Annotated in this window: 20 protein-coding genes and 1 pseudogene; 13 read left to right on the top strand and 8 right to left on the bottom strand. The window is 37.3% G+C overall.

Going from position 1 to position 16,297, the window contains the following annotated elements:
• Positions 1-16: 16 nt before the first annotated feature.
• From BAU14_RS01245 to BAU14_RS01215, 7 genes are all read left to right on the top strand, one after another.
• A complete protein-coding gene (locus BAU14_RS01245) occupies positions 17-1,081 on the top strand; it encodes a permease (protein ID WP_161898278.1) in 1,065 nt (354 codons plus the stop codon).
• A gap of 2 nt (positions 1,082-1,083) precedes the next feature.
• Positions 1,084-2,106: a TIGR03943 family putative permease subunit gene (locus tag BAU14_RS01240; protein WP_161898277.1), complete on the top strand. Its 1,023-nt coding sequence runs from the start codon at positions 1,084-1,086 to the stop codon at positions 2,104-2,106.
• Between the two features lie 126 nt (positions 2,107-2,232).
• Positions 2,233-3,453 (top strand): hypothetical protein, encoded by a 1,221-nt coding sequence (locus BAU14_RS01235; protein ID WP_161898276.1) that lies wholly within the window; start codon positions 2,233-2,235, stop codon positions 3,451-3,453.
• Between the two features lie 3 nt (positions 3,454-3,456).
• Positions 3,457-4,461, top strand: a complete 1,005-nt coding sequence (locus BAU14_RS01230) for a lipid II:glycine glycyltransferase FemX (protein ID WP_161898275.1) — start codon at positions 3,457-3,459, stop codon at positions 4,459-4,461.
• A 213-nt stretch (positions 4,462-4,674) separates the two neighbouring features.
• Positions 4,675-4,941: an IreB family regulatory phosphoprotein gene (locus tag BAU14_RS01225; RefSeq protein WP_161898274.1), complete on the top strand. Its 267-nt coding sequence runs from the start codon at positions 4,675-4,677 to the stop codon at positions 4,939-4,941.
• Positions 4,941-5,375, top strand: coding sequence for a Holliday junction resolvase RuvX (gene ruvX, locus BAU14_RS01220; protein WP_161898273.1), 435 nt, complete (start codon positions 4,941-4,943; stop codon positions 5,373-5,375). The genes BAU14_RS01225 and ruvX overlap by 1 nt, the downstream gene beginning before the upstream one ends.
• A gap of 215 nt (positions 5,376-5,590) precedes the next feature.
• Positions 5,591-5,923, top strand: a complete 333-nt coding sequence (locus tag BAU14_RS01215; RefSeq protein WP_161898272.1) for a DUF1292 domain-containing protein — start codon at positions 5,591-5,593, stop codon at positions 5,921-5,923.
• 86 nt (positions 5,924-6,009) lie between these two features.
• On the opposite strand, the pseudogene BAU14_RS01210 reads toward BAU14_RS01215, so the two are convergent.
• A pseudogene (locus BAU14_RS01210) lies at positions 6,010-6,357 on the bottom strand (tyrosine-type recombinase/integrase); the annotation flags it as partial.
• Positions 6,358-6,684: 327 nt separating this feature from the next.
• Between BAU14_RS01210 and BAU14_RS01205 the strand changes: the two are divergent.
• From BAU14_RS01205 to BAU14_RS14430, 3 genes are all read left to right on the top strand, one after another.
• On the top strand, positions 6,685-6,918 hold the full coding sequence (locus BAU14_RS01205) for a Blp family class II bacteriocin (RefSeq protein WP_076787193.1): 234 nt from the start codon (positions 6,685-6,687) through the stop codon (positions 6,916-6,918).
• 12 nt (positions 6,919-6,930) lie between these two features.
• The gene (locus tag BAU14_RS01200; protein ID WP_095006316.1) at positions 6,931-7,113 is read left to right on the top strand and encodes a Blp family class II bacteriocin; all 183 of its coding nucleotides are present in this window, start codon (positions 6,931-6,933) and stop codon (positions 7,111-7,113) included.
• Between the two features lie 335 nt (positions 7,114-7,448).
• Positions 7,449-7,583, top strand: a complete 135-nt coding sequence (locus tag BAU14_RS14430) for a hypothetical protein (RefSeq protein WP_272927970.1) — start codon at positions 7,449-7,451, stop codon at positions 7,581-7,583.
• Positions 7,584-8,063: 480 nt separating this feature from the next.
• Here the strand turns inward: BAU14_RS14430 and BAU14_RS01195 are convergent, their stop codons facing one another.
• The 7 genes from BAU14_RS01195 to BAU14_RS01165 form a co-directional block, all read right to left on the bottom strand.
• Complete coding sequence (locus BAU14_RS01195; protein WP_161898271.1) at positions 8,064-9,089, bottom strand: S41 family peptidase; 1,026 nt, start codon at positions 9,087-9,089, stop codon at positions 8,064-8,066.
• 35 nt (positions 9,090-9,124) lie between these two features.
• Positions 9,125-9,343 (bottom strand): hypothetical protein, encoded by a 219-nt coding sequence (locus tag BAU14_RS01190; protein ID WP_022795484.1) that lies wholly within the window; start codon positions 9,341-9,343, stop codon positions 9,125-9,127.
• A gap of 631 nt (positions 9,344-9,974) precedes the next feature.
• Positions 9,975-10,292 (bottom strand): bacteriocin immunity protein, encoded by a 318-nt coding sequence (locus BAU14_RS01185; RefSeq protein ID WP_161898270.1) that lies wholly within the window; start codon positions 10,290-10,292, stop codon positions 9,975-9,977.
• Entirely contained in the window at positions 10,286-10,471 is a 186-nt protein-coding gene (locus BAU14_RS01180) for a leucocin A/sakacin P family class II bacteriocin (protein ID WP_161898269.1), read from the bottom strand. The genes BAU14_RS01185 and BAU14_RS01180 overlap by 7 nt, the downstream gene beginning before the upstream one ends.
• 245 nt (positions 10,472-10,716) lie before the next feature.
• Entirely contained in the window at positions 10,717-10,923 is a 207-nt protein-coding gene (locus BAU14_RS01175; protein WP_161898268.1) for a Blp family class II bacteriocin, read from the bottom strand.
• A gap of 12 nt (positions 10,924-10,935) precedes the next feature.
• Positions 10,936-11,163, bottom strand: coding sequence for a Blp family class II bacteriocin (locus BAU14_RS01170; RefSeq protein ID WP_161898267.1), 228 nt, complete (start codon positions 11,161-11,163; stop codon positions 10,936-10,938).
• 52 nt (positions 11,164-11,215) lie between these two features.
• Positions 11,216-11,554 carry a hypothetical protein gene (locus BAU14_RS01165; protein ID WP_161898266.1) on the bottom strand — a complete coding sequence of 113 codons (339 nt, stop codon included), beginning with the start codon at positions 11,552-11,554 and terminating at the stop codon, positions 11,216-11,218.
• A 377-nt stretch (positions 11,555-11,931) separates the two neighbouring features.
• On the opposite strand from BAU14_RS01165, the gene BAU14_RS01160 reads away from it, so the two are divergent.
• The 3 genes from BAU14_RS01160 to BAU14_RS01150 all read left to right on the top strand — a co-directional run bounded on the left by BAU14_RS01160 (position 11,932) and on the right by BAU14_RS01150 (position 16,268).
• On the top strand, positions 11,932-14,103 hold the full coding sequence (locus BAU14_RS01160) for a peptide cleavage/export ABC transporter (RefSeq protein ID WP_161898265.1): 2,172 nt from the start codon (positions 11,932-11,934) through the stop codon (positions 14,101-14,103).
• Positions 14,104-14,194: 91 nt separating this feature from the next.
• Complete coding sequence (locus BAU14_RS01155; RefSeq protein WP_237580387.1) at positions 14,195-15,508, top strand: sensor histidine kinase; 1,314 nt, start codon at positions 14,195-14,197, stop codon at positions 15,506-15,508.
• 1 nt (position 15,509) lies between these two features.
• Positions 15,510-16,268, top strand: coding sequence for a LytR/AlgR family response regulator transcription factor (locus tag BAU14_RS01150; RefSeq protein WP_161898264.1), 759 nt, complete (start codon positions 15,510-15,512; stop codon positions 16,266-16,268).
• Positions 16,269-16,297 lie beyond the last annotated feature (29 nt).

The raw sequence follows: 16,297 nt of genomic DNA, 5'->3' as shown, positions 1-16,297 counted from the left end.
TCAGGGAGGTTGGATTATGTTTGCTAATTTGCCGGATTCAGTTTTGCAGATGAGCATGATTTTTTTATCCATTGTAATTGAGGCGTTGCCCTTTGTTTTATTGGGCTGTTTGATCTCGGGCGCACTGCACGTATTTTTAACACCGGAGCGGGTGAGACGCTTTTTGCCAAAAAATCGCTTGGCATCGGTAGCAGTAGGGTGCGTGATGGGGGTCTTCTTTCCTTCATGTGAATGTGGGATTGTGCCTATCGTCAATCAGTTTGTAAAAAAAGACGTGCCCCAGCACACGGCCTTCGCTTTTATGCTGACGGCGCCCATTGTCAATCCTATCGTGATTTTTTCTACCTATATTGCTTTTGGTAATTCTTGGCGTTATGCTGCCTTGCGAGTTGTTGGTGCAGTATTGGTCGCTATGGTCGTGGGAATCTGGCTCGCTTATTTCAACAAACAAGACATTTTAAAACAGCCTAAAGCCGCTCTTCAGTCTGCCAATACAACTTGCCAAGTGACACCAGCTGCTGAATTTGGTGCTGCGGTTGACCCCGACACTGCCGCTTTTTCTATGCTGACCTCAGAGAAGGCGCTGTTTGATACTGTTGATTTTGATGCGCCAGTTGAGGCTGCGGTTTCCAATGGGTTATCGACAGCTGCAGAAGCAAAGACAGCTGCAATGGGATTTAGACACTTTCAAAGCCAGCTAAGTCATTTGTTAAAGCACAGTTTAGACGAATTTTTTGATACCGGTCGCTACTTGATGATCGGGGCGCTGATTGCATCTGCTATGCAAACTTATTTGCCAACTGCGGCCCTTTTGACGCTGGGTTCATCGAAGCTGCTGGCAATTTTAGTGATGCTGGTATTGGCTTTGGTGATGTCGTTGTGCTCTGAAGCAGATGCTTTTATTGGCTCCTCTTTATTGAGCCTGTTTGGTACGGCGCCGGTTGTAGCCTTCCTGGTTTTCGGCCCTATGGTAGATATCAAAAATCTGTTGATGATGAATCGGTATTTCAACAGTAAATTTATTCTGAAGCTAGTGGCAATCATCATGATCTGCGTGACTGGCTATGCATTGGTGGTGTAAAGATGGCGCGCTTTTTGATATTAGCAGGTTATGTGGAGTTGATGTTGTATCTGCAAGTGACAGGCAAACTGGATCAGTTCATCAATGTGCATTACCAATACTTAGCCACCTTGTCGACTGTTCTGGCATTGATTTTGGCTCTGGTACAACTATATTTCTGGGTCAAAGAAGATCCTGGCAAAGCTGTGACCAGTGAAGAAAATTCAACTGAGGCAGCCATCGAGTTGAAAGAAACTGCGACTGTGACAAATGGCAATCAGGTTGATGTAACAGAGCATGAAAACCACAAACAAGATAAGCCTGAAGGACAACTTTCACATGACTATGAAGATAATCATGAAAATGACCATGAACATCATCATCATTCCCATGATTTAGAAGATGAGCACGACCATGGACTGAAAAAACGTTATCAGCGGGTCATCGCTTATGCGCTCTTAGCATTGCCGATCATCGTAGGGACATTTTTTCCCACCGTTTCTTTGAATACCACCATCGTTGAAGCAAAAGGTTTTCAATTTCCGTTGGCTAAGGAATCGGTAGGGGATCCTCAGATGGAGACCCAGTACCTGCAACCTAATACTAGTATTTATTTCAACAAAGAAGATTATCAAAATCAGATGGAAAAGTTGCAGAAAAAATACGGGAACACAGGAACTTTGACGATTACCGATGAAAATTATTTGGAAGTCATGGAGCTGATTTATAATTACCCGAGTGACTTTATCGGCCGTAAGATTGTTTATGAAGGCTTTATTTTTCATGCGACCCAAGACGATGCGCAAGAGGATTTCGTCTTTCGCTTCGGCATTATTCACTGTGTAGCTGATTCGGGGGTTTTTGGTCTGCGGGTACATCTTCCCCAAGAGACGAAGACCTTGAAAAATGATCAATGGGTGCGAGTCGAAGGCGTGATTCAGTCGGGTTTTTACAAGCCATTTAACCGAACGTTGCCGATGGTACAAGCAGAAAAAGTGACGACAATCGCAGCGCCGCAAAATCAATATGTTTATCGCTCATTTTGATCGGTTCTTTCTGAGAATTTCATAAAATTATGTTATACTGTTTAAAGCTGATTTTTGGGAAAACGCGGCCTTCTTTTAAAGGCGTATCTGCGATTTTCACCATAAAAAAGAACAGGAGCCGACAAAATGAACTTTTTACCAGTGATTTTAGGTACGGATGTCAACGCATACGGAATCGCCCGTTCTGTCCACATGGCATACGGTGTTAAAAGCCTTTGTGTAGGTCAAGGCAAGCTGTTGATGACCAATCATTCCAAAATATTAAAAATCCAAGTCGTCGAAGGATTGACTGCGCCAGAAAACTTTGCTGACGCGTTGATTGCCGTGGCTGACGAACAATTGAAGCACTATGACAAACTGATCTTATTTGCCGCTAGTGATGGTTATGCCGAATTAGTCATCAATAATCAAGAGCGCCTTAAAGACTACTATGCGCTGCCGTTTGTGCAACAAGACCTGCTGCAAGAGCTGATCTTGAAGGAAAACTTCTATGACCTTGCCGAAGAGATTGGGTTGGACCACCCAGCCACAGTTAAAGTCAATGGAACCAACTATCAAAAAGTGAGCTGTCCTTTTGGTTTTCCAATGGCGGTGAAACCAAGCAACAGCGTAAAATACGCTGAAGTGGATTTTGAAGGCAAGAAAAAAGCGTATATCGTTAAAGATGAAGCGGAACTAAAGGAAGTTTTGGCGGCGGTTTACAGTTCCGACTATCAAGAAACAATGCTGATTCAGGATTTCATTCCCGGGCCAGATTCTAATATGCGCGTCTTGAATGCCTATGTAGGCAAAGATGGTAAAGTCCAGCTGATGTGTCTGGGGCATCCCTACTTAGAAGATGTGACACCGATTTTGGTGGGCAATTATGTCGCAATCAAGTCGACGGCCAACATGGAAATTTATCAGAAATATCAAGATTTCTTGGAAAAAATTGGGTATCACGGGTTTGCCAATTTTGATATGAAATACGATCCTCGTGACGGCAAGTTCAAAATCTTTGAGATCAACTTGCGTCCAGGCCGTTCTAGTTTTTATACCACGCTGGCAGGCTGTAATTTAATGCAGGCTGCTATCGAAGATTTGATCTTCGAAAAGGATGTGCCGCAAACCGTCTATGGTGACAAAGAATATCTGTGGCTGGGCGTACCAGAATCAGTCGTAACGACCTATACGGAGGACCCGAAATTGCAAGCGGAAGCTGAAAAGCTGATTAATGAAGGCAATTACGGCTTCACCTTGATTTATGACGAAGATAAATCGCTGCTGCGAAATCAAGCAGTTAAAAAGTATTATGCAGGATATCCAGAACGTTATCAAAAATGGTTTGAAAAAAAGGGAGATGCTTAATCGATGCCAATGGTGGATGTACATGACGAAGCCGCAATGACACGTTATACCGAATTCGTCAGAAACAGTCCCTATGCTCAGGCTTGTCAAGATCCTGCCTGGAGCCAAGTGAAAAACAATTGGCAGCCGTTTTATTTCTTCCTTGAAGAAGACGGCGCCATCCTTGCTGCTATGTCTGTTTTGACAATTACCGCAGCCAAAGGAAAAAAATTAGCTTATGCCAATCGGGGACCGGTTTGCGATCCCCGAGATGTTCAATTAGTGAAACGGATGTTTGATGAAGCAGAAAGCTATTTGCAAAAGACCGAAGATATCTTTTTGCTTCGCTGTGATCCGGAAGTCTTAAATGATCCGCAGCTGCAAGCAGCCTATGAAAAAGCTGGCTTCATCGTTCGCAATTCGGAAAAAGAGCCCCATGCCACAATCCAACCGCGAATGAACATGCGCTTGGATACCGCTGGTCAGACCGAAGAAGAACTCTTGGCGGGCTTTCATTCAAAAACCCGTTATAACATTCGTCTGGCGGCTAGAAAAGGGGTCGAAGTCAGTTGGTCGCAAAGCGAGGAAGCAGTGAAGGCTTTCTATGATACCCATGAAATTATGAGTACACGTCAGGGAATCACTCACCGACCATTGGAATATTTCCAGCGGGTAATGGCAGCATTTGGAGACAATGCGCGAATCTATCTGGCTACCTATGAAGGAGAAGTTCTATCCGGTGCTCTATGCCTCAGCTATGGAACCTGTACGTGGTATATGTACGGCGGTTCGACTAATAGCCACCGCAACTTAATGCCCAACTATCTCATGCAATGGGAAATGATTAAGTGGGGCTTAGAGCGTGGCACACGTTGGTATGACTTTGGCGGAATCTTCGAAATCGATGAAACAGATGGTCTTTATAAGTTTAAACGCGGCTTTGTCGGGGAAGACAACGTCACTGCCTACATCGGTGAATTAGACCGGGTCTATGATGACGCGGCCTATCAAGAGTATTTGAACAAGTAACCGCATTTTCTAAAAATCTTTGTAGATTATTCGGACGGCTGTCTTGTATTGTCAAGGAAAAATCGGTAATCTTGCAGTTTGTAGATAATCATTTGTTTGTAGTTTACAGTGGGATGAAGTACAATTAACATAGGAAAAACCCATAGTTAAATTTCTGAAAAATCGCGGGTTTTCCGCATTTTTTCACTAAAATAATCAAAAGAGGTGTAAAGCATGGGCTATACAGATGAAACAGTACGTTTTGATTTTGACGACAGTCGCAAAAAAGAAATCAGCGAAACTTTGGCAATCGTCTACAAAGCGTTGGAAGAAAAAGGTTACAATCCCATCAACCAGATCGTCGGGTACCTGCTTTCCGGAGACCCGGCTTATATCCCTCGCTACCGGGATGCCCGTAACTTGATTCGTCGTCACGAACGAGATGAAATTATGGAAGTCTTGATTCGCTATTATCTGGGCAACCACGGGATTAACCTGTAATGCGGATCATGGGATTAGACGTCGGCTCCCGAACCGTGGGGGTGGCGGTCAGTGATCTGATGGGGTGGACTGCACAAGGAATTGAGATCATTCGCATCAATGAAGACGAAGGCGAATTCGGCTTTGCTCGTTTAGGGGAGTTGGTAAAAGAATATGAAGTCGAAAAATTCGTCGTCGGTCTGCCTAAAAACATGAACAACTCCATCGGTCCGCGAGCAGAAGCGTCTATGGCCTACGGAGAAAAAATCGCTGAATTATTCGGTTTGCCGGTAGACTATCAAGATGAGCGTCTAACTACCGTTCAAGCAGAGCGGATGCTGGTGGAACAAGCCAACACTTCCCGTGCCAAACGAAAAAAAGTCATCGACAAAGTTGCCGCAGTGATGATCCTACAGAACTACTTGGATCGGGCCAGTGGCGGATTTTTGTCATGACCTTGTAAACTGAAACGATTGCCAAATCTATAGAGAAGTGACTACAAACAAGATTTTTTTTCATAGATTCAGCAGTCTCGGTTCATGTTTATTTCACAATCAAATAGTATAATTAAAGTGAATTTGAGATGTGCATTGCGGGTGTTATCGACAGAACTTCTGTTGGGGCAAGACCGCAGACCGCGTGTCGAAACACTTAAAAAGGAGAGCTTATCATGGCAGAACACAATCATCACGACCATAACCACGACCATAACCACGATCATGACCACGAAGGACATGAACATATCACTTTGGTGGACGACCAAGGCAATGAAACCTTATACGAAATTCTTTTGACAATCGATGGTCAGGAAGAATTCGGTAAAAACTATGTCCTGTTGTATCCAGCAGGTGTTTCCGAAGAAGAAGACGTAGAGCTTCAAGCTTACGCATATTTGGAAAACGAAGAAGGCACAGAAGGCGAACTGCAACAAATCGAAACTGAAGCCGAATGGGACATGATTGAAGAAGTCTTTAATACGTTTATGGCAGAAGAAGAAGAATAAGAATTTTAGAGGGCAGAATCCTTAGTATATAGGGATTCTGCCCTTTTTCTTCTTTTTTGAATGCCAAATTGAATGCCATTAGATTATCAAGCATTAAGATGTTGAACAAATTTATTAACAGTTTGGACTTTTGTCTCTTTACTTAGATGACCATAAGTATCCATTGTAATTTTGATTGAAGCATGTCTTAGTCGATCTTGTACGTCCTTTAATGATGCACCAGCGTCTAGAAGAAGGCTAGCATGTGTATGCCTTGTCACATGGATACCTAGAAAGGGAACTCCAGCTTTTTCGGTAATTGTTTGTAACCGTACATAGATAGCATGATGAGTTACGATTTGTTTATAAATACCGCAAAAAATCATTTCAGGATTGGTTAATCCAATGTGCAACATAAATTCTTTTTGATTTAATTGCCATTTTTTTAAGATATAACTTGCGACGAACTGTAATTTCAAAAAATCACTACTTTTAGTGGTAGAAAAAAGTATGATGTCTTTTTCGATTATTTTCATCAATTACTATATTTCAAAGTAGATTTTAACTCATATACCGTTCTCTCACATATCGTAGATTTTCAGAGGTTTTATTTGATTCTAAAGAAACAATCAAGTTGCTAATCTATCACGACAATTTAGAAAAGAACCACTTTTTACGTTTTAGGATAGTTTTTTATTGTCTTGAGATAAAAAAGCAAATAGAAAAGAAATCAGTAGTATCTTGTATATGTAACATAAATCTTTTTGAGAGGGAGCTTTATTATGCAAAAGTTTCAAAAACTAAATGAACAAGAAATGAAACAATTAATGGGGGGGTATAGTTCAAAAGATTGTCTAAAAGACATTGGTAAAGGGATAGGAGCGGGAACAGTAGCTGGAGCAGCTGGTGGTGGATTAGCTGCTGGATTAGGTGCTATCCCGGGAGCATTCGTCGGTGCACATTTTGGAGTAATTGGCGGTTCAGCCGCATGTATTGGTGGACTATTGGGGAATTAGGAGGAGCTATTAATGAAAAAAGAAATACTAAATCAAGAAGAAATGTTGAAAGTAATTGGGGGAAAAATCAACTGGGGTAGTGTAGGTGGTTCTTGTGTTGGTGGTGCCGTAATTGGTGGTGCGTTAGGCGGACTTGGTGGAGCCGGTGGGGGTTGTCTGACAGGAGCTATTGGAAGTATTTGGGATCAATGGTAAAAGCATTAATTTTCTCTGCTGTAATCTCTTTAATTGCAGTCGGCAACTATCTAAAGAAGAAAGATTTACCTTCAAAAAAAAAATTGAATGTAACAGTTACCATAGCAATCTTCTTGATTATCTATGAATTTTTCTGGAGTATTCTAACTTGATAGATAATGTCATTTACATTTTAGAGAACAGAATAAAGACAAATTGTTACTAACTTAAAATTTTTTGAGAAATTAATCTGCATCATGGATTTGTATTGAGACGTTCTATGATGCAGATTTCTATTTTTTTAACGATTTATTAGCTAATAATTCAATTAATTGAAAAAATTGAAGGTGTTCGTTTTGAAAAAAATTGTCAAAGCAGCAATAAGTGTACTAATTATAGTATCAATTTTCTCAGCTTACCTGCCACAAACTGTTTTTGCAGCAGAATCTGTCATTGATACAAATGAACAGCAGCAATCAATAAAAAAGTAACTACAAATGAATAAATGTTAAAAGTAAAATAATATAGAGTCATTACTAAAATAATGGTGGTGGCTCTATTTGGGTATTGTCTAGCCTTAAGCTAATTTATCTCCATTTGTAAGGTACATGACAAAAGAATTAAGGCTAAATTACTACCAAGCAAATTAAATGTATTGTTGTACTAGAGATTATTGGAAGAAATGCTAGGTTGAATGGGAATCAATCGGATTAAGATGATAAGAATCAATTGAAAAATAATCCAAATGATTGGAGAGCCTAAAAAATTCTTCATTTTTCCCTTACGAGAAGCTAGGGAAATATTGTATAGAACAAACTATTTGGGTAAATAAAAAAGAAAACTCCTTTGACTCTATCTTTTAAACCATAAAGAAACAAGGAGCATGCAACCCTCTATCTTTTCAAATAGGGATTCTGACCCTTGTTTCTGATTTTAATATAGAAAATCTTTGTTTTGGATCTACAGATACATCAGGAGTCGGAAACAAACCAGTTATTAATAGTTTCTAACAAGTTATCTGTTCCTTGAGAAGATAGAAGATCTTGATCACTATCCTTTAGTAATGAAAAATCGACCTTATAATCTGGAGGAATGGGTTGGTTATTAAAAATACACTGTCCATTTATTGGGAAGTTAACTTCATAATACCCTACGGTGTAAATAAGCCACCAAAGCTCCTTTGAGTTATGATTAGAAAAAAAGCGATTCATATTAACTGAAGTATAACCGGCGGATGGGAGGCCAAAAACTCTTACGTTAGGATTATTTCGTAGTGCTAGTATAAGGCTTTCTGCTGCGCTGGAAGTTTTATCATTTGTTATAACAGCGACTTTTTGATTTAAGATTTTTTCTTGTTGTGAAGGAAGCCAAGATGTAGATAACGTATTGATAGTGCCAGGAATACCTCCGAGTAGTTGAGCATTTTTTAATAATACAGGGTATCTATTTCTGTGGTTGTCTATTTCGTTAAAAAGTACACCATCAGGAATCAAAGAACTGGTACCAAGAATCATTGGTTCTCGAGCGCCTCCGTGATTATTAGATAGATTTAAAACAATATTTCCTGATGCGTGATTAATCAGTTTAGCAAGTGTAGAAGCATAATATTCTAAAAAGTTCTTATCGTCTGGACTGTATGCACTTGGAATGTTGATGATTGTCAAGTTTTTATATTTTGAGATTGTAGGGAAATTACTATTTTCGAATGTTTGAAACTCTTCATCAGAAGTAATTTTCACTAAAGAGCTATGTTTATTGATACTATAAAGCAACCCATTCCAATCATCTACATTATTTATTTTTTTCCCGTAACTAGTTAGTTTTGAAATAGTTTTCCATGTGGGTTGATCGTTGATAATTTCGTATTGTGATAGAGTAGAAAAAATTTCATATCCACGGGGATCAATTGATTTCGGATGTATCCAAAATAGAGAAAGAGAACAAAAAATAATGATCCCGATACCGCTGATAAAACTTAGATATTTTTTGATACGCATAATGCTGCTCCTACAGATAAATTAAACAGATGATTCTATCTTTTACGACAAAGGTTCTGACCGCCACCGATGTAACCAAGTGTATCGGAATCAATTGGGCAGGCGCCTTGATGGGGATAGGTAGTGCCACCTAATGCCATATCGTAAGGATTAGTTTTCCCATCAGGATTAAAAAAGGCACCTTTGGGAGGTGTAACTCCACCCCCACTGATTTTAGTCAATTTCAAATGACTTAGTTCTTTCAAGTTTTGCATAATAAAACTTCCTCTCAAAAGATTTATGTTACATGTACAAGATACTACTGATTTCTTTTCTATTTGTTTTTTATCTCAAGACAATAAAAAACTATCCTAAAACGTAAAAAGTGGTTCTTTTCTAAATTGTCGTGATAGATTAGCAACTTGATTGTTTCTTTAGAATCAAATAAAACCTCTGAAAATCTACGATATGTGAGAGAACGTATATGAGTTAAAATCTACTTTGAAATATAGTAATTGATGAAAATAATCGAAAAAGACATCATACTTTTTTCTACCACTAAAAGTAGTGATTTTTTGAAATTACAGTTCGTCGCAAGTTATATCTTATTTATTTTATCAATTCGTTTTTCCAATTATTTCCTAAAAATAAAAAAATAGATAATTTGAACCGCCCCCCAAAAGTTAGACCAAAAATCTAGGCTTTTGGGGTCGGTATTTTTATGTCTAAATATAGTTTTGAATTCAAATTGGAAATTGTTCAAGAATACCTGGATGGGAAAGGGGAGTATGTTTTTTTTAGCAGAGCTGTAGGCAGTCAAGCAGGGAGCTAAATCAGAGATTGGATGAATTTTCCTACCGTGAGCTCGGCGGCACTTCAGTTCTTAACCTACTGCTTTTTCAATGATTAAAATTGGTTTTTATCACCATAATCTGATCGGTAAACTCCGTTCAACCCGGCTTTCCTTCCAATGGTACTTAGCTCCATTATCCATTCATTTTGCATAGAGGAAAACTTGAGCTTTTTTGTAATAGCAGTAAAAGAAATGTAATTCACGAGCCGATTGACCAGTGGGGCCTGTTCAATCTTAGGATCGTCAAGTTTTTGATAAACTTTCATTAATACATCTTGAATATCCTTAAACGAGCTATCTTTGCTTTTTTCAAGATCGTTGAAGAGATCATGAATAATTTTCTGTGCTGATCGTTCCCTTTGATCTAACATTTTCCTGGCACTGCACCACCAAGCCAGCCTCCAATTGCGTACTGGGCTAGACAGCCTCCAGTGATTCCCCATTCAACCCAGCACTTCTTTGAATTACAGTATAGACCATTACCATAGTAAGTTGCTCCTCCGGTTACTTTTTTTAATTCTACTAATGAGATTTTCTCCACGTTTTTCATTTTCTATTCCTTCTTTCCAAATTATATTATTTGAAATATCACTTTTAAGCTAGCGATACTATTTTGGGCTTTTCTTTGTAATTGAATGAATATTTAAAAGTAGTACAACTGCTAAAATAACTATCTTAATAGTTAGCGACCCTGTATTTTTGTATGGCTTTAAAATAAAGAAGAATAAGCTAAATGTAATTACTAGAACAAAAATATCTACTGGTTCCATCCGTTCTTTTATTTCATTGCCTTTTTTAAGGAGCATTGTAGCCGATAACTCCTCCAATAATTCCTCCAATTACACCACAACCAGCCATAGCCCACGGTCCTCCAGCAGTACACCACTTTACGCCCGTTGCAGCACCACTTAAGCCACCGGTTAATGTATTAGTAGCTTTTCCACCACCTGTAATATCTTTTAAATTGTGCAATTCTAATATTTCGTATTTCATTTTTTTCATCTCAATCTACTTTTATTTTTTTGAATCAAGCCCAGCTGTAAATCCTCCAGCTACTGCACCGTATATTGCTCCTGAAGCGCTACAGGCTGGAGAACCAACTACTGTTGGTGCGCAAATTGCCGCTCCCAACGCTGCACCACCGGCAGCTCCGCCACCCATAGCATATATAAGATCCTTAAAAGAGCCACCTCCTTGAACGACTTTCATTTCCAAAGTTGATAATTTTTCCCCTATTTTCATAACAAACACACTCCATTTTTTATTTTTTGGTACGAGAAAATTGTATTCAAATCTACATCTTTGATATGATTTCTTCAATTTTATAAAGCTTAGAAGATGCTATACCAGTTCCTATTACAGTATAATTTTTTAATTGGTTCCGAGTGACTTGAGTAGCTTCATAAATATTTTTTTGTAAAGTAGTATCGATTCTATTTAAATAATCCGTAATTAATCTGCGCTGTTTCTTTTTTCTGATTTGAACTGGTAGAGTAGTTAAGACTATTATGCCGATTAATAAAAACGATATCGCTAAACTATTCAAAAGTGCATTTGAAAAGTATATTGCTGTCAACCCAATTATCGCTATAGAAGCAGTTAAAAAGAGATCCTTTTTTTCGTTCTTCGGCATAGTCATCCTCCTTATAAAGATTTATTTTTGTGAAATCCAGTCTTGTCCTGCATCGACTAGAAGTATCAATTCTTCTTTGCTTAAACTTTGAACATTTTTCATAGTAAAACTTCCCATATATTTTTTTATTACGAAAAAAATATCATTCGAATTGAGTTTTTAATGTAAATTGTCTCAAGATGATAATATTTTGTACTGAAATGTAAACGAGCCTATCCACCTGTGTCTTTTTAGTGAAATTTTTGCTTATTTTCGTTTCAGCTGTAATTCTATTCACTTTAGGATATGAATGAGAGATTTCAGGACAATTCTGAATAATATTCTATGAATACAAGTATATTTACACCATATTAAGCGCTAGAAAAGGTGTAGTTTCAATGAGAAAAATAAAATTGATTAAGCAACATGATGAAAAAGATTGTGGTGTTGCCTGTCTTTCTATGATTCTAAATTTTTATGATACGAGCGTTCCTATCAGTAAACTACGTTTAATGTCAGGGACAAACAGCCAAGGTACCTCAGCCTTTGGATTAGTCCAAGCATTAAATGATTTCCAATTTCAAACGCAGGTTTTTCAAACTGATGAATCAATTTGGAAGGAAGAAGACGTGACCTATCCATTGATTGCCCACGTAATCATCGATGGAGCTTTTTTCCATTACGTTGTCGTTTATGGTATGAAAAATGGAAAGTTGCTTCTGGCTGATCCGGCTAAAGGAAAAATTGAACGAACCCCAAAAGAGTTTGCTTCCATATGGACAGGAATCTTATTAACTACTGCTCCTACTGAGAATTATCATCCCATACAAGATCAATCAAATGGATTATTCTCTTTTGTTCCCTTATTGACAAGTTATAAGAAGACAATTGCCGGCATTGTACTTCTGTCTTTTATATTAACCGGGTTTGGCATCATAGGTTCTTATTACTTTCAAGTGATAATTGATCGAATTGTTCCTTCAAGATCTGTTAACCTATTAGAAATAATATCAATAGGTCTTTTATCAATGTATGTGATACAAATACTATTCCAGTATTTGAAACAGTATCTTTTAATTAGGTTAGGACAACAGTTAAGTTCTTCGATTATGCTGAAGTATTTCAATCATGTTTTGAATTTACCAATGAACTTCTTTTCAACAAGAAAATCAGGGGAGATTGTGTCAAGATTTTTAGATGCCAATAAAATCATCGATGCCTTGGCGAATGCGACACTATCCCTATTTTTAGATGTGTCAATGGTTGTAATTATTGGAACAGCTTTATTTTTACAAAATCGTCTTTTGTTTTTAATTAGTTTCAGTACACTTCCAATTTACGGCTTAATCGTCTTTCTATTTATGAAACCATTTGATCGAACAAATGAAGAGCAAATGGAATCTAGTGCTGTAGTCAACTCTCAGATTATTGAAAGTTTGAAAGGGATAGAGACAATAAAGTCTTTTAATGCGACAAATCAAGTATTTGAGAAAGTTCAGAGTCAATTCAAAGAGATGATGGATAAATCATTCAAAAATGCGAATCTTGATAACCTACAATCGAACTTAAAAACGGCGCTTCAAGTAATAGGTTCTACCATGTTATTGTGGGTAGGTACGTACTTAGTAATCGAAGGGAGCTTGTCTATTGGGCAATTGATTACTTATAATGCCCTGATGTCTTTCTTCACAACACCTTTGCAAAATATCATTAATCTTCAGGTAAAGATTCAAACGGCTAAAGTAGCTAACGATCGATTAAATGAAGTTTTCTTTCTGGATCGAGAATTGATGGGTGAAGCAACCAGTCAACAAATGAATAATGTTGAATTGTTTACGAAAGAGCCATTAATCGAAGTAAAGCACTTATCCTTTGCCTATGGATTTGATGAAAACGTTCTAAATGATCTTTCCTTTTCAATTAAACCAAATGAGAAAGCAGCAATCGTTGGAATGAGTGGATCAGGAAAATCGACTTTAGCTAAATTGTTCGTAAACTTCTATACTGCTCAAAAAGGCGAAATAGAAATTCAAGGAAAATCTATTCAAGATATTCCAAGAATCGATTTGAGAAATAAGATTGGATATGTATCACAAGAAACCTTCTTTTTTAGTGGCAGCATCTTTGAAAACTTAATTTTTGGTTTAGACTATCAACCCACGGAAGAACAGATTATTTGGGCATGTGAAATAGCTCAGATAAAAGAATACATTGAAGGGCTGCCCCTTAAATTCCAGTCTCCTATTGAAGAAGGTGCCAGCAATCTTTCAGGTGGTCAGAAAGAGCGTTTAGCTCTTGCGAGAGCGCTGTTAGAGAACTCAGAAATTCTCATACTCGATGAAATAACTAGCGGTTTAGATACACGCTCAGAGCATCAAATAATTCAAAATTTGATGAACCTAGAGAATAAAACCATTCTGTTCATCGCCCATCACTTATCCATTGCAAAAGATTGTGATCAGGTATTTGTCTTAGATAAAGGGCAACTTGTCGAATCTGGAACTCATACCCAATTAAGAGCACTACATGGGACCTATGAAGAACTTTGGAAAATGATGGCAATCGCTTAAAAAAGAACAATATAGATTGCTTTAAACACCCTGCCTATTTTTATTCATCCTTGTTATAATTAGTTATCTATAATAATAGGGAAGTGTTTATATGGTTTTTGTAGATTCTTTCTCGTATTTCTTTAAAGAATTATTTGATCTGTTACTTTTTCTATTTATGATTGGGCTACTAACAAATATTCGAAAAAAATCATTCTATTTTGCTCTACTTATATTCCTTTTTCCACTCACATTAATTTCAGTAACAGATGCACTTTTGACTGGAATCGCACTGATATCTTTAATTGTGATATTAAGATTTAAGTCTTGGCGAAAGGAACCAGAAGCTAAATTTAACGAGTTATTGGGTCTTTTGCTTTCCTTAACGATTTATTGCGTAGTGCCACTCTTTTCATCCATCATTGTATCTAGAATTTTTAAACCCGAGTTCAACGTATTTAATGAACATGGATCTTTGTTAGTAGCTATTTTGATTGGATTGGATTGGATTCTGTCAATCATCATTTCGTTGACAATAAAATCAAAGGTAATGAACCAATCAATTCCTTCCGAAGAAGCAAAAGTATATTGTATGCAGTTGGGAATATTTTTGACGTTTGTCTATTTGTTTGGAGAAGTATTAAGAAGGATGCAGATACTAGGCATTTTTCAAATCATAATGATTGGTTTTTTAGTTGCTCAATTTTCGGTTACGATGTATTTTACTTATCTTACTTTGAAAAAGAATCACGAAAAAACCGAATTGAGCAATCTTATAGAACAGATGGAAATGATGCGAGTCTATACTGCGGACATTGAGAGAAACTATCAGGAATTGCGTAAATTCCGCCACGACTATAAAAATATGCTACTAGGTCTTAAGGCAATGCAAAATGAATCTACGATTGATGCAGGGTATTTAAATAAAATGATTGATTACTCTCATCAGATGATAGATAACAGTGTGATGCGTTTTTCAGGACTAAGCAGCTTAAATGTAGACTCCGTAAAATCTTTGATGATAGCAAAGTTAATCCGTGCAGAACAATCTGGCATTGAGGTAAATTTTGAATGTCTTTTTCCAATAGCAAATATCAATATGGATGAAATAAAACTTGTCCGAATCTTAGGTATATTAATCGACAATGCGGTAGAAGCAGCAATTGAATCAGAAGAAAAAAAAATGAACATATTGGTCATTGATTCCACCGATTCGCTTGAGATTTCAATTGAAAATTCTTTTCTTGGCAAGCTGCCTTCTTTATCGGAAATGAAAAAATTAGGGTTTAGCAAAAAGGGGAAGAACAGGGGGCTAGGCTTATCCAATGCACAAGATATCATTACTGCAACCAAGCAAGCTGATCTGGCACATTACTCAAATCTAGGAATGTTTGTTTCTACACTAACTATAAGAAAGAGTGAATAATATGACATTACCAATTATTCTCTGCGAAGATGACATAATATTGATGTCACATTACAAGGCAATTATCGATAATTGGGTCATGATCAATGATTATGATATGCAATTGGTTTTAGCAACGACTGATCCGGAAGATATTTTCTTGTATTTATCAAAAAACAAGGTAACAAATAGTTTATACTTTTTGGATATCGATCTTGGAAAAGATTTTGATGGAATTGATGTCGCACAACATATTAGAACTGATAACGAGTTCGCCCAAATCGTCTTTATCACTTCTCATCAAGAATTGGCAATGGAGACGTTAAAAAGACAAATAGCACCGTTAGATTATATTGTTAAGGACGAACAAAGTGAAAAAGGACAAATAGAAAATGTATTAGATGGGCGCCACAAGTTAACATTTGTAGACAATAGAACCAATGAACGTCATCTATCCTTTATGATTGGTGCAAGGAATTTTAGAGTAGATATTACTTCGATTTATTTCTTAGAGACGTCGGTTACGCCTCATAAAATTATATTATACGGCGAAAACCTGATGTATGAATTTTATGGAAAAATGAATGATTTAGAAAAAGAATATCCTGAATTACTTCGTGTTCATAAGTCGTTTTTAATCAATCCAAAAAAAATAATTTCTGTAGATTATAAGAGTAGAATGATATTTTTTCCAGACGAGTATTCTTGTAGGTTTCCACTGGCAAAAAACAAAATCTTAAGAAAAACCCTAGATAGCATTGAAAGATCAAATCGTAAATAGGTGCGCTATTATGCTATAACGATTGATAG

Source organism: Candidatus Enterococcus leclercqii, assembly GCF_009933135.1.
GTDB classification, from domain to species: domain Bacteria; phylum Bacillota; class Bacilli; order Lactobacillales; family Enterococcaceae; genus Enterococcus_C; species Enterococcus_C leclercqii.
The sequence above is the reverse complement of the archived record's forward strand: the minus strand, read 5'-3'. Positions and strand labels throughout refer to the sequence as shown.

What these genes read in the sequence shown, in the direction of transcription:
- BAU14_RS01165 (WP_161898266.1), bottom strand. Translation starts at nt 11,554, where the DNA reads ATGCCGAAGAACGAAAAAAAGGATCTCTTTTTAACTGCTTCTATAGCG.
- BAU14_RS01205 (WP_076787193.1), top strand. Translation starts at nt 6,685, where the DNA reads ATGCAAAAGTTTCAAAAACTAAATGAACAAGAAATGAAACAATTAATG.
- BAU14_RS01235 (WP_161898276.1), top strand. Translation starts at nt 2,233, where the DNA reads ATGAACTTTTTACCAGTGATTTTAGGTACGGATGTCAACGCATACGGA.
- BAU14_RS01180 (WP_161898269.1), bottom strand. Translation starts at nt 10,471, where the DNA reads ATGAAAAACGTGGAGAAAATCTCATTAGTAGAATTAAAAAAAGTAACC.
- BAU14_RS01170 (WP_161898267.1), bottom strand. Translation starts at nt 11,163, where the DNA reads ATGAAAATAGGGGAAAAATTATCAACTTTGGAAATGAAAGTCGTTCAA.
- BAU14_RS01240 (WP_161898277.1), top strand. Translation starts at nt 1,084, where the DNA reads ATGGCGCGCTTTTTGATATTAGCAGGTTATGTGGAGTTGATGTTGTAT.
- BAU14_RS01185 (WP_161898270.1), bottom strand. Translation starts at nt 10,292, where the DNA reads ATGTTAGATCAAAGGGAACGATCAGCACAGAAAATTATTCATGATCTC.
- BAU14_RS01155 (WP_237580387.1), top strand. Translation starts at nt 14,195, where the DNA reads ATGGTTTTTGTAGATTCTTTCTCGTATTTCTTTAAAGAATTATTTGAT.
- BAU14_RS01230 (WP_161898275.1), top strand. Translation starts at nt 3,457, where the DNA reads ATGCCAATGGTGGATGTACATGACGAAGCCGCAATGACACGTTATACC.
- BAU14_RS01215 (WP_161898272.1), top strand. Translation starts at nt 5,591, where the DNA reads ATGGCAGAACACAATCATCACGACCATAACCACGACCATAACCACGAT.
- BAU14_RS01150 (WP_161898264.1), top strand. Translation starts at nt 15,510, where the DNA reads ATGACATTACCAATTATTCTCTGCGAAGATGACATAATATTGATGTCA.
- BAU14_RS01225 (WP_161898274.1), top strand. Translation starts at nt 4,675, where the DNA reads ATGGGCTATACAGATGAAACAGTACGTTTTGATTTTGACGACAGTCGC.
- BAU14_RS01175 (WP_161898268.1), bottom strand. Translation starts at nt 10,923, where the DNA reads ATGAAAAAAATGAAATACGAAATATTAGAATTGCACAATTTAAAAGAT.
- BAU14_RS01245 (WP_161898278.1), top strand. Translation starts at nt 17, where the DNA reads ATGTTTGCTAATTTGCCGGATTCAGTTTTGCAGATGAGCATGATTTTT.
- BAU14_RS01190 (WP_022795484.1), bottom strand. Translation starts at nt 9,343, where the DNA reads ATGCAAAACTTGAAAGAACTAAGTCATTTGAAATTGACTAAAATCAGT.
- BAU14_RS01195 (WP_161898271.1), bottom strand. Translation starts at nt 9,089, where the DNA reads ATGCGTATCAAAAAATATCTAAGTTTTATCAGCGGTATCGGGATCATT.
- ruvX (WP_161898273.1), top strand. Translation starts at nt 4,941, where the DNA reads ATGCGGATCATGGGATTAGACGTCGGCTCCCGAACCGTGGGGGTGGCG.
- BAU14_RS01160 (WP_161898265.1), top strand. Translation starts at nt 11,932, where the DNA reads ATGAGAAAAATAAAATTGATTAAGCAACATGATGAAAAAGATTGTGGT.
- BAU14_RS01200 (WP_095006316.1), top strand. Translation starts at nt 6,931, where the DNA reads ATGAAAAAAGAAATACTAAATCAAGAAGAAATGTTGAAAGTAATTGGG.